The organism is Pseudomonas sp. PGPPP1, from assembly GCF_002255865.1.
Lineage (GTDB): Bacteria > Pseudomonadota > Gammaproteobacteria > Pseudomonadales > Pseudomonadaceae > Aquipseudomonas > Aquipseudomonas cremoris.
This window is the reverse complement of sequence record NZ_NKIG01000054.1, coordinates 1-13,034: the sequence shown is the minus strand read 5'-3', so window position 1 is coordinate 13,034 and position 13,034 is coordinate 1. Positions and strand designations below refer to the sequence as shown.

Genomic DNA, 13,034 nt, shown 5'->3' with positions numbered 1-13,034 from the left:
ATTCGTATCGTGAATTCTTGCAGGCGGGAGCGACCAAAGATCAGTTCCGCGACGTGGGCCTGCATGCGGCCTTCAAATCCGTTTTCCCGATCATCAGCTACTCCGGCAATGCTGCGCTGGAGTACGTGGGTTATCGCCTGGGCGAACCGGCATTTGATGTCAAAGAATGCGTGTTGCGCGGTGTTACGTACGCCGTACCTTTGCGGGTAAAAGTCCGCCTGATCATTTTCGACAAAGAATCTTCGAACAAAGCGATCAAGGACATCAAAGAGCAAGAAGTCTACATGGGCGAAATCCCACTGATGACTGAAAACGGTACCTTCGTTATCAACGGTACCGAGCGTGTTATCGTTTCCCAGCTGCACCGTTCCCCGGGCGTGTTCTTCGACCACGACCGCGGCAAGACGCACAGCTCCGGTAAACTCCTGTACTCCGCGCGGATCATTCCGTACCGCGGTTCGTGGTTGGACTTCGAGTTCGACCCGAAAGACTGCGTGTTCGTGCGTATCGACCGTCGTCGCAAGCTGCCGGCCTCGGTACTGCTGCGCGCGCTCGGCTATACCACTGAGCAAGTGCTGGACGCCTTCTACACCACCAACGTATTCAGCCTGAAGGATGAAACCCTCAAGCTGGAGCTAATTGCATCGCGTCTGCGTGGTGAAATTGCCGTCCTGGATATCCAGGATGAAAAAGGCAAGGTCATTGTTGAGGCTGGTCGTCGTATTACTGCGCGCCACATCAACCAGATCGAAAAAGCCGGTATCAAAGAGCTGGAAGTACCTCTGGACTACGTCCTGGGCCGTACTACCGCCAAGGTCATCGTTCACCCGGCCACAGGCGAAATCCTGGCTGAGTGCAACACCGAGCTGAACACCGAGATCCTGGCGAAAATCGCCAAGGCACAGGTCGTTCGCATCGAGACCCTGTACACCAACGATATCGACTGCGGTCCGTTCGTCTCCGACACTCTGAAGATCGACTCCACCAGCAACCAATTGGAAGCGCTGGTCGAGATCTATCGCATGATGCGTCCAGGCGAGCCGCCAACCAAAGACGCTGCCGAGACCCTGTTCAACAACCTGTTCTTCAGCCCTGAGCGCTATGACCTGTCTGCGGTCGGCCGGATGAAGTTCAATCGTCGTATCGGTCGTACCGAGATCGAAGGTTCGGGCGTGCTGTGCAAGGAAGACATCGTTGCGGTACTGAAGACCCTGGTCGACATCCGTAACGGCAAAGGCATCGTCGATGACATCGACCACCTGGGTAACCGTCGTGTTCGCTGCGTAGGCGAGATGGCCGAGAACCAGTTCCGCGTTGGCCTGGTACGTGTTGAGCGTGCGGTCAAAGAGCGTCTGTCGATGGCTGAAAGCGAAGGCCTGATGCCGCAAGACCTGATCAACGCCAAACCAGTGGCTGCGGCGGTGAAAGAGTTCTTCGGTTCCAGCCAGCTCTCGCAGTTCATGGACCAGAACAACCCGCTCTCCGAGATCACCCACAAGCGCCGTGTATCCGCACTGGGCCCGGGCGGTCTGACCCGTGAGCGTGCAGGCTTTGAAGTTCGTGACGTACACCCGACGCACTACGGTCGTGTTTGCCCGATCGAAACGCCGGAAGGTCCGAACATCGGTCTGATCAACTCGCTGGCCGCCTATGCGCGCACCAACCAGTATGGCTTCCTCGAGAGCCCGTACCGTGTGGTGAAAGACGCTCTGGTCACCGACGAGATCGTATTCCTGTCCGCCATCGAAGAAGCTGATCACGTGATCGCTCAGGCTTCGGCCACGATGAACGACAAGAAAGTCCTGATCGACGAGCTGGTAGCTGTTCGTCACTTGAACGAGTTCACCGTCAAGGCGCCGGAAGACGTCACCTTGATGGACGTATCGCCGAAGCAGGTAGTTTCGGTTGCTGCGTCGCTGATCCCGTTCCTGGAGCACGACGACGCCAACCGTGCGTTGATGGGTTCCAACATGCAGCGTCAAGCTGTACCAACCCTGCGCGCTGACAAGCCGCTGGTAGGTACCGGCATGGAGCGTAACGTAGCCCGTGACTCCGGCGTTTGCGTCGTGGCTCGTCGTGGCGGCGTGATCGATTCCGTTGATGCCAGCCGTATCGTGGTTCGTGTTGCCGATGACGAAGTTGAAACTGGCGAAGCCGGTGTCGACATCTACAACCTGACCAAATATACCCGCTCGAACCAGAACACCTGCATCAACCAGCGTCCGCTGGTGAGCAAGGGTGATCGCGTTCAGCGTAGCGACATCATGGCTGACGGCCCGTCCACCGATATGGGTGAGCTGGCTCTGGGTCAGAACATGCGCATCGCGTTCATGGCATGGAACGGCTTCAACTTCGAAGACTCCATCTGCCTCTCCGAGCGTGTTGTTCAAGAAGACCGTTTCACCACGATCCACATTCAGGAACTGACCTGTGTGGCACGTGATACCAAGCTTGGGCCAGAGGAAATCACTGCAGACATCCCGAACGTGGGTGAAGCTGCACTGAACAAACTGGACGAAGCCGGTATCGTTTACGTAGGTGCTGAAGTAGGCGCAGGCGACATCCTGGTAGGTAAGGTCACTCCGAAAGGCGAGACCCAGCTGACTCCAGAAGAGAAACTGCTGCGTGCCATCTTCGGTGAAAAAGCCAGCGACGTTAAAGACACCTCCCTGCGCGTGCCTACTGGCACCAAAGGTACTGTCATCGACGTACAGGTCTTCACCCGTGACGGCGTTGAGCGTGATGCTCGTGCACTGTCCATCGAGAAGACCCAGCTCGACGAGATCCGCAAGGACCTGAACGAAGAGTTCCGTATCGTTGAAGGCGCGACCTTCGAACGTCTGCGCTCCGCCCTGGTAGGCCACAAGGCTGAAGGCGGCGCAGGTCTGAAGAAAGGTCAGGACATCACCGACGAAATCCTCGACGGTCTTGAGCACGGCCAGTGGTTCAAACTGCGCATGGCTGAAGACGCTCTTAACGAGCAGCTCGAGAAGGCTCAGGCCTACATCGTTGATCGCCGCCGTCTGCTGGACGACAAGTTCGAAGACAAGAAGCGCAAACTGCAGCAGGGCGATGACCTGGCTCCAGGCGTGCTGAAAATCGTCAAGGTTTACCTGGCAATCCGTCGTCGCATCCAACCGGGCGACAAGATGGCCGGTCGTCACGGTAACAAAGGTGTGGTCTCCGTGATCATGCCGGTTGAAGACATGCCGCACGATGCCAATGGCACCCCGGTCGACGTCGTCCTCAACCCGTTGGGCGTACCTTCGCGTATGAACGTTGGTCAGATCCTCGAAACCCACCTGGGCCTTGCGGCTAAAGGTCTGGGCGAGAAGATCAACCGTATGATCGAAGAGCAGCGCAAGGTTGCTGACCTGCGTAAGTTCCTGCACGAGATCTACAACGAGATCGGCGGTCGCAACGAAGAGCTGGACACCTTCTCCGACCAGGAAATCCTGGATCTGGCGAAGAACCTGCGCGGCGGCGTTCCAATGGCTACCCCGGTGTTCGACGGTGCCAAGGAAAGCGAGATCAAGGCCATGCTGAAACTGGCAGACCTGCCAGAAAGCGGCCAGATGCAGCTGTTCGACGGCCGTACCGGCAACAAGTTTGAGCGCCCGGTTACTGTTGGCTACATGTACATGCTGAAGCTGAACCACTTGGTAGACGATAAGATGCACGCTCGTTCTACCGGTTCGTACAGCCTGGTTACCCAGCAGCCGCTGGGTGGTAAGGCTCAGTTCGGTGGTCAGCGTTTCGGGGAGATGGAGGTCTGGGCACTGGAAGCATACGGTGCTGCTTACACTCTGCAAGAAATGCTCACAGTGAAGTCGGACGATGTGAACGGTCGGACCAAGATGTACAAAAACATCGTGGACGGCGATCACCGTATGGAGCCGGGCATGCCCGAGTCTTTCAACGTGTTGATCAAAGAAATTCGTTCCCTCGGCATCGATATCGATCTGGAAACCGAATAACACGTGACGCGAATCGAGAGCGGGGCTGTTTAGCCCGCTCTCTGCTCCGCCAGGAGGAAAGGCCTTGAAAGACCTACTGAATTTGCTGAAAAACCAGGGTCAAGTCGAAGAGTTCGACGCCATCCGTATTGGGTTGGCATCGCCTGAGATGATCCGTTCGTGGTCGTTCGGTGAAGTTAAAAAACCGGAAACCATCAACTACCGTACGTTCAAACCTGAACGTGACGGCCTGTTCTGCGCCAAGATCTTTGGCCCGGTAAAGGATTACGAGTGCCTGTGCGGTAAGTACAAGCGCTTGAAACACCGTGGTGTGATCTGCGAGAAGTGTGGCGTTGAAGTTGCACTGGCCAAGGTTCGTCGTGAGCGCATGGCGCACATCGAACTGGCTTCGCCGGTTGCTCACATCTGGTTCCTGAAATCGCTGCCGTCCCGTATCGGTTTGCTGATGGACATGACCCTGCGTGATATCGAGCGCGTTCTCTACTTCGAGAGCTATGTCGTTATCGACCCAGGCATGACCACCCTTGAAAAGGGTCAGTTGCTGAACGACGAGCAGTACTTCGAGGCGCTGGAAGAGTTCGGCGACGATTTCGATGCCCGCATGGGTGCCGAAGCGGTCCGCGAACTGTTGCACGCTATCGACCTGGAACACGAGATTGGCCGTCTGCGTGAAGAAATTCCGCAAACCAACTCCGAAACCAAGATCAAGAAGCTGTCCAAGCGTCTGAAGTTGATGGAAGCCTTCCAGGGTTCCGGCAACTTGCCAGAGTGGATGGTGCTGACCGTTCTGCCGGTTCTGCCGCCAGACCTGCGTCCGCTGGTACCGTTGGACGGTGGTCGTTTTGCGACGTCCGACCTCAACGACCTATACCGTCGCGTGATCAACCGTAACAACCGCTTGAAGCGCCTGCTTGATCTGTCCGCTCCGGACATCATCGTGCGCAACGAAAAGCGTATGTTGCAAGAAGCGGTTGATGCCCTGCTCGACAACGGTCGTCGTGGTCGCGCTATCACGGGTTCCAACAAGCGTCCTCTGAAATCCCTGGCCGACATGATCAAGGGTAAGCAAGGTCGTTTCCGTCAGAACTTGCTCGGTAAGCGTGTTGACTACTCCGGTCGTTCGGTAATTACCGTAGGCCCGACCCTGCGCCTGCACCAGTGCGGTCTGCCTAAGAAGATGGCTCTCGAGCTGTTCAAGCCGTTCATCTTCGGCAAGCTGGAAATGCGCGGTCTCGCGACCACCATCAAAGCGGCCAAGAAAATGGTCGAGCGCGAACTGCCAGAGGTTTGGGACGTTCTTGCTGAAGTGATTCGCGAACACCCGGTCCTCCTCAACCGTGCACCGACCCTTCACCGTCTGGGTATCCAGGCGTTTGAACCGGTACTGATCGAAGGTAAGGCTATTCAGCTGCACCCTCTGGTCTGTGCTGCGTACAACGCCGACTTCGACGGCGACCAAATGGCCGTGCACGTACCGCTGACGCTGGAAGCCCAGCTGGAAGCGCGTGCGTTGATGATGTCGACCAACAACATTCTGTCACCAGCCAACGGTGAGCCAATCATCGTTCCGTCGCAGGACGTTGTATTGGGTCTGTACTACATGACGCGTGAAGCGATCAACGCCAAAGGCGAAGGTCGTGTATTTGCGGACTTGCAGGAAGTTGACCGTGTGTTCCGTGCCGGCGAAGCCGCATTGCACGCCAAGGTCAAGGTGCGGATCCACGAAACCGTCAACGATCGTGATGGCGGAAGCGTGAGCAACGTTCGTATCGTCGACACTACTGTTGGCCGTGCACTGTTGTATCAAGTTGTGCCAAAAGGTCTGTCGTACGATGTCGTCAACCTGCCGATGAAGAAAAAGGCGATCTCCAAATTGATCAACCAGTGCTACCGCGTGGTTGGTTTGAAAGAGACTGTTATCTTCGCTGACCAGTTGATGTACACCGGTTTTGCTTATTCGACCATTTCCGGCGTTTCCATCGGTGTTAACGACTTTGTTATCCCGGATGAAAAAGCCCGCATCATCAGTGCTGCTACTGACGAAGTGAAAGAGATCGAAAGCCAGTACGCCTCGGGCCTGGTAACACAGGGCGAGAAGTACAACAAAGTGATCGACCTTTGGTCCAAGGCGAACGATGAAGTTTCCAAGGCGATGATGGCCAACCTCTCGAAAGAGAAAGTCATCGACCGTCATGGCGTCGAAGTCGACCAGGAGTCCTTCAACTCGATGTACATGATGGCCGACTCGGGCGCACGGGGTTCTGCTGCGCAGATCCGTCAGCTCGCCGGTATGCGTGGCCTGATGGCCAAGCCGGACGGTTCCATCATCGAAACGCCGATTACTGCGAACTTCCGTGAAGGTTTGAGCGTACTTCAGTACTTCATCTCCACTCACGGCGCTCGTAAAGGTCTGGCGGATACCGCGTTGAAAACCGCTAACTCCGGTTACCTGACACGTCGTCTGGTAGACGTTGCACAAGATCTGGTTGTAACCGAGATCGATTGCGGCACCGAGCACGGCCTGCTCATGACTCCGCACATTGAAGGCGGTGACGTTGTAGAGCCGCTGGGTGAGCGCGTATTGGGTCGTGTTATTGCGCGTGACGTGTTCAAGCCAGGTACTGAGGAAATCATCGTTCCTGCCGGCACTCTGGTTGATGAGAAGTGGGTCGAGTTCATCGAACTCAACAGCATCGACGAAGTGATTGTTCGCTCGCCGATTAGCTGCGAAACCCGCTACGGTATTTGCGCCAAGTGCTATGGCCGTGACTTGGCTCGTGGTCACCAGGTGAATATCGGTGAAGCGGTCGGCGTTATCGCTGCCCAATCCATCGGTGAGCCGGGTACCCAGCTGACCATGCGTACGTTCCACATCGGTGGTGCGGCAAGCCGGACCTCCGCAGCTGACAGCGTTCAGGTGAAGAATGGCGGTACTGTCCGTCTGCACAACCTGAAGCACGTTGAGCGAGTGGATGGTTGTCTGGTTGCGGTATCCCGTTCCGGTGAGCTGGCAATCGCTGACGACTACGGTCGTGAGCGCGAGCGTTACAAGCTGCCGTACGGTGCTGTGATCTCGGTTAAAGAAGGTGACAAGGTCGACGCTGGCGCAATCGTGGCCAAGTGGGATCCGCACACTCACCCAATCGTTACCGAAATGAAAGGTACCGTGACCTACGTGGGCATGGAAGAAGGCATCACGATCAAGCGTCAGACTGACGAATTGACCGGTATGACCAACATTGAAGTACTCGACGCGAAAGATCGTCCAGCTGCCGGTAAAGACATCCGTCCTGCCGTGAAGATGGTCGACGACAACGGCAAGGATCTGTTGCTGCCAGGCACTGACGTAATCGCTCAGTACTTCCTGCCAGCCAACGCCCTGGTCGGTGTAGCGGATGGTGCGAAGATCGCGATCGGTGATGTTATCGCGCGTATCCCGCAAGAAACTTCGAAGACCCGTGACATCACCGGTGGTCTGCCGCGTGTTGCCGACTTGTTCGAAGCTCGTCGTCCGAAAGAAGCGTCGATTCTGGCTGAAGTCAGCGGCACCATCGCGTTCGGTAAAGAGACCAAGGGCAAGCGCCGTCTGGTCATTACCCCGAACGACGGTACCGATCCGTACGAAGAGCTGATTCCGAAGTGGCGTCACCTGAACGTGTTCGAAGGCGAACAGGTAAACCGCGGCGAAGTTATCTCCGACGGTCCAAGCGATCCACACGACATCCTGCGTTTGCTGGGTGTGAGTGCGCTGGCCAAGTACATCGTTAACGAGATCCAGGACGTTTACCGCCTGCAAGGCGTGAAGATCAACGATAAGCATATCGAGACCATCCTGCGTCAGATGCTGCGTAAAGTTGAAATCGCTGAGTCTGGCGATTCCAGTTTCATCAAGGGCGACCAGATGGAACTGACTCACGTGCTGGTGGAAAACGAGCGCCTGACGAACGAAGAGAAATTCGTTTCCAAGTTCACTCGCGTGCTGCTGGGTATCACCAAGGCGTCGTTGTCCACTGAGTCGTTCATCTCGGCGGCCTCCTTCCAGGAGACCACTCGCGTACTGACCGAAGCAGCGGTAACCGGCAAGCGCGACTACCTGCGCGGCCTGAAAGAAAACGTAGTTGTGGGTCGTTTGATCCCGGCAGGTACCGGTTTGGCCTACCACAGCGAGCGCAAGCGCCGCCGTGATGCAGACAAGCCGCTGCGCGTAAGCGCCAGTGAAGTGGAAGCTGCACTGACCGAAGCGCTGAACTCAAGCGGTAACTGAGTTCTGCGATAAATAAGTCTGGGCCCTGGCAGCCCCATTCGTCGGATCGAGGCAGTTTTGTCCCGGTTCGACGAGAGGGGAGGTCGGGGCCTTGCCTTGACTGGGGACAAGATCCTCTTTAGACTCTTGTACCCCTAAATTTGGCGGGAATTCGTTCCTGCCATTTTGCTTTTCTTGCAAGACAATAGCGTCGCAAGACAACAGTGGAGCTAGTAGATGGCAACTATCAACCAGCTGGTACGTCAGCCGCGTAAGCGTATCGTCGAGAAATCCGACGTACCTGCGCTGCAGAACTGCCCGCAACGTCGTGGCGTATGCACCCGTGTGTATACCACTACGCCGAAAAAACCTAACTCGGCACTGCGTAAAGTATGCCGTGTGCGCCTGACCAACGGTTTCGAGGTTTCCTCGTACATCGGTGGTGAAGGTCACAACCTGCAAGAACACAGCGTGGTACTGATCCGTGGCGGTCGTGTAAAAGACTTGCCAGGTGTTCGTTACCACACCGTACGCGGCTCCTTGGATACTTCCGGCGTTAAAGGTCGTAACCAGGGTCGTTCGAAGTACGGTACCAAGAAGCCTAAGTAGTAGCGGCTTTTTGTAAAACTGAATCATCTTATTTTCTGAGTCGATAAGAGTAAGGTCGGAGGCGTCCCGAAAGGGCACCGATTCCGAGCGAACCTGAAGACCGTTTGAGGGCTTATCCATGCCAAGAAGACGCGTAGCAGCCAAGCGCGAAGTGCTTGACGATCCAAAATACGGAAGCCAAATCCTGGCCAAGTTCATGAACCACGTGATGGAAAGCGGCAAGAAAGCCGTTGCCGAGCGTATCGTTTATGGCGCGCTGGAAAAGGTTAAAGAGCGCAAGAACAGCGACCCCCTGGAAATCTTCGAGAAAGCTCTCGACGCCATCGCTCCGCTGGTCGAAGTGAAGTCGCGCCGTGTAGGCGGTGCTACTTACCAGGTTCCGGTTGAAGTTCGCCCGTCCCGTCGTAACGCTCTGGCAATGCGCTGGTTGGTAGACTTCGCCCGTAAGCGCGGCGAGAAGTCTATGGCTCTGCGTTTGGCTGGCGAACTGTTGGACGCTGCTGAAGGTAAAGGTGCTGCTGTTAAGAAGCGTGAAGACGTGCACCGTATGGCTGAAGCTAACAAAGCTTTCTCGCACTACCGCTTCTAATTTTAGCTTCACTAATTTTGCGAGGGCTTTATGGCTCGTACTACTCCGATTAGCCGCTACCGTAACATCGGTATCGTCGCTCACGTGGATGCTGGTAAAACCACCACCACCGAGCGCGTGCTGTTTTACACCGGCAAAAGTCACAAAATGGGCGAGGTGCATGACGGCGCCGCGACCACAGACTGGATGGTTCAGGAGCAGGAGCGTGGTATTACCATTACTTCTGCTGCTATTACCGCCTTCTGGAAAGGTTCCGAGAAGCAGTACAAAGATGAGCACCGCTTCAACGTAATCGATACCCCGGGCCACGTAGACTTCACCATTGAAGTAGAGCGTTCCCTGCGCGTACTCGACGGCGCTGTCGTTGTGTTCTGCGGTACCTCGGGTGTTGAGCCTCAGTCGGAAACCGTATGGCGTCAAGCCAACAAGTATGGTGTTCCGCGTCTTGTTTACGTAAACAAGATGGACCGTGCTGGTGCCAACTTCCTGCGCGTGATCGGTCAGATCAAGCAGCGTCTGGGTCACACCCCGGTGCCAATCCAATTGGCCATCGGTTCCGAAGACAACTTCCAGGGTCAGATCGATCTGATCAACATGGAAGCGGTCTACTGGAATGACGCCGACAAGGGTATGGTTCCTGTTCGCAAGCCTATCCCTGCCGAGCTTCAAGAGCTGGCTGATGAGTGGCGCAACAACATGGTTGAGGCTGCTGCCGAAGCCAACGAAGAGCTGATGAACAAGTACCTCGAAGGTGAAGAACTCACCAACGTGGAAATCAAGGCCGCTCTGCGTCAGCGTACTATCGCTGGTGAAATCGTCCTGGCTGTTTGCGGTTCTTCCTTCAAGAACAAGGGTGTTCCCCTGGTTCTCGACGCCGTTATCGACTTCCTGCCTGCTCCAACCGACATTCCTGCTATCAAGGGTACCAACCCGGATAACGAGGAAGAAGAGATGGAGCGTCATGCTGACGACAGCGAGCCGTTCTCGGCTCTGGCGTTCAAGATCGCTACCGACCCATTCGTGGGTACTTTGACCTTCGTCCGCGTTTACTCGGGCGTGTTGGCATCCGGCGACGGCGTGATCAACTCGGTTAAAGGCAAGAAAGAGCGCGTGGGTCGTATGGTGCAAATGCACGCAAACGCCCGTGAAGAGATCAAGGAAGTACGCGCTGGTGACATCGCGGCCCTGATCGGCATGAAGGACGTCACCACTGGTGAAACCTTGTGCGACGCTGCCAAGCCAATCATCCTGGTTCGTATGGACTTCCCGGAGCCGGTTATCTCGGTTGCCGTAGAGCCTAAGACCAAGGATGACCAGGAAAAAATGGGTATCGCTCTGGGCAAGCTTGCTCAGGAGGATCCATCTTTCCGCGTTAAAACTGATGAAGAGACTGGTCAGACGATCATCTCCGGCATGGGCGAGTTGCACCTGGACATCCTGGTTGACCGGATGCGCCGTGAGTTCAACGTCGAAGCCAACATCGGTAAGCCTCAGGTTTCCTATCGTGAGCGCATCACGAAGAACTGTGAAATCGAAGGCAAGTTCGTTCGTCAGTCCGGCGGTCGTGGTCAGTTCGGTCACTGCTGGATCCGTTTTGCTCCTGCTGACGAAGGTCAGGAAGGTCTGCAATTCGTGAACGAAGTAGTTGGTGGTGTGGTTCCTAAGGAATACATCCCGGCTATCCAGAAGGGCATCGAAGAGCAGATGAAGAACGGTGTTGTTGCCGGCTATCCGCTGATCGGCCTGAAAGCAACCGTTTTTGACGGTTCTTACCACGACGTCGACTCCAACGAGATGGCGTTTAAGGTGGCTGCCTCCATGGCAACCAAGCAACTGGCCCAGAAGGGCGGTGGTGAGTTGCTTGAGCCGATCATGGCGGTAGAAGTTGTTACACCTGAAGACTATATGGGTGATGTCATGGGCGACCTTAACCGTCGTCGCGGCATGATCTTGGGTATGGAAGACACGGTTTCCGGCAAAGTGATTCGCGCCGAGGTTCCGTTGGGTGAGATGTTCGGTTATGCGACCGACGTTCGCTCCATGTCCCAGGGTCGCGCAAGCTACTCTATGGAATTCAAAAAATACAACACAGCTCCGGCGCACATCGCTGAAACTGTATCCAAAAAACAAGGCTGATTCAGTCCTTTAGGCAAGGAGTTAATTGTCGTGGCTAAAGAAAAATTTGATCGTTCCCTACCGCACGTAAACGTTGGCACTATCGGCCACGTTGACCACGGTAAAACCACTCTGACCGCAGCTCTGACTCGCGTCTGCTCCGAAGTTTTCGGTTCCGCAGTCGTTGATTTCGATAAAATCGACAGCGCTCCAGAAGAAAAAGCTCGTGGTATCACCATCAACACCGCGCACGTAGAGTACAACTCTTCGATTCGTCACTACGCTCACGTTGACTGCCCAGGTCACGCTGACTACGTGAAGAACATGATCACTGGTGCTGCCCAGATGGACGGCGCGATCCTGGTTTGCTCGGCTGCCGATGGTCCGATGCCACAGACTCGTGAGCACATCCTGCTGTCCCGTCAGGTAGGCGTTCCGTACATCGTGGTTTTCCTGAACAAGGCTGACCTGGTAGACGACGCTGAGCTGCTGGAACTGGTTGAGATGGAAGTGCGCGATCTGCTGAGCACTTACGACTTCCCAGGCGACGACACTCCGATCATCATCGGTTCCGCTCGTATGGCTCTGGAAGGCAAAGACGACAACGAAATGGGTACCACCGCTGTTAAGCGTCTGGTAGAAACTCTGGACAGCTACATCCCAGAGCCAGTTCGTCTGACCGACAAGCCGTTCCTGATGCCAATCGAAGACGTATTCTCGATCTCTGGTCGTGGTACCGTTGTTACCGGTCGTATCGAGCGCGGTATCGTTCGCGTTCAAGATCCGCTGGAAATCGTTGGTCTGCGTGACACCACCACCACCACCTGCACCGGTGTTGAAATGTTCCGCAAACTGCTCGACGAAGGTCGTGCTGGCGAGAACTGCGGCGTTCTGCTGCGTGGTACCAAGCGTGACGACGTTGAGCGTGGCCAAGTTCTGGTTAAGCCAGGTTCGGTTAAGCCGCACACCAAGTTCACCGCAGAAGTTTACGTTCTGAGCAAGGAAGAAGGCGGTCGTCACACTCCGTTCTTCAAAGGCTACCGTCCTCAGTTCTACTTCCGTACTACTGACGTGACTGGTAACTGCCAGCTGCCAGAAGGCGTTGAAATGGTAATGCCAGGCGATAACATCCAAATGGAAGTTACCCTGATCAAAACCATCGCAATGGAAGACGGTCTGCGCTTCGCTATCCGTGAAGGCGGCCGTACCGTTGGTGCTGGTGTTGTAGCTAAAATCATCGAGTAATTATCTCTTTTGAGATAGCTCGGTTTTTTGAGAAGGCCCCCGCTTAGCGGGGGCCTTTTTTATTGGGTTGACACCTATCTGGGGCGTCTATAGAATTGCGCCTCCTTTTAACGGGCGTATTGCGCTCGCTGGGAATAGCAGCCGGAGTCTGAAATCCAATGCAAAATCAGCAAATCCGTATCAGGTTGAAGGCTTTTGACCATCGCCTGATCGACCAATCCACCCAGGAAATCGTGGAAACCGCGAAACGTACTGG

General features: G+C 55.5%; 7 protein-coding genes. All 7 read left to right on the top strand.

Translation table 11 applies throughout. The annotated features are described in order from the left end of the window. Nucleotides 1-3,977, top strand: a 3,977-nt coding sequence (gene rpoB / locus CFE47_RS30380) for a DNA-directed RNA polymerase subunit beta (RefSeq protein WP_286842789.1), incomplete at its 5' end; no start/stop codon positions are given. Nucleotides 3,978-4,041: 64 nt separating this feature from the next. Then, nucleotides 4,042-8,241: a DNA-directed RNA polymerase subunit beta' gene (gene rpoC / locus CFE47_RS30375; RefSeq protein ID WP_286842786.1), complete on the top strand. Its 4,200-nt coding sequence runs from the start codon at nt 4,042-4,044 to the stop codon at nt 8,239-8,241. 216 nt (nt 8,242-8,457) lie between these two features. After that, a complete protein-coding gene (gene rpsL, locus CFE47_RS30370) occupies nt 8,458-8,829 on the top strand; it encodes a 30S ribosomal protein S12 (protein ID WP_002555494.1) in 372 nt (123 codons plus the stop codon). Nucleotides 8,830-8,947: 118 nt separating this feature from the next. Then, nucleotides 8,948-9,418 (top strand): 30S ribosomal protein S7, encoded by a 471-nt coding sequence (gene rpsG, locus CFE47_RS30365; RefSeq protein WP_002555493.1) that lies wholly within the window; start codon nt 8,948-8,950, stop codon nt 9,416-9,418. A 30-nt stretch (nt 9,419-9,448) separates the two neighbouring features. Then, the gene (gene fusA, locus CFE47_RS30360; RefSeq protein ID WP_185710879.1) at nt 9,449-11,554 is read left to right on the top strand and encodes an elongation factor G; all 2,106 of its coding nucleotides are present in this window, start codon (nt 9,449-9,451) and stop codon (nt 11,552-11,554) included. A 30-nt stretch (nt 11,555-11,584) separates the two neighbouring features. Further along, nucleotides 11,585-12,778, top strand: a complete 1,194-nt coding sequence (gene tuf / locus CFE47_RS30355) for an elongation factor Tu (RefSeq protein WP_135291761.1) — start codon at nt 11,585-11,587, stop codon at nt 12,776-12,778. A 158-nt stretch (nt 12,779-12,936) separates the two neighbouring features. Beyond that, nucleotides 12,937-13,034, top strand: a 98-nt coding sequence (locus tag CFE47_RS30350) for a 30S ribosomal protein S10 (RefSeq protein WP_353682169.1), incomplete at its 3' end; no start/stop codon positions are given.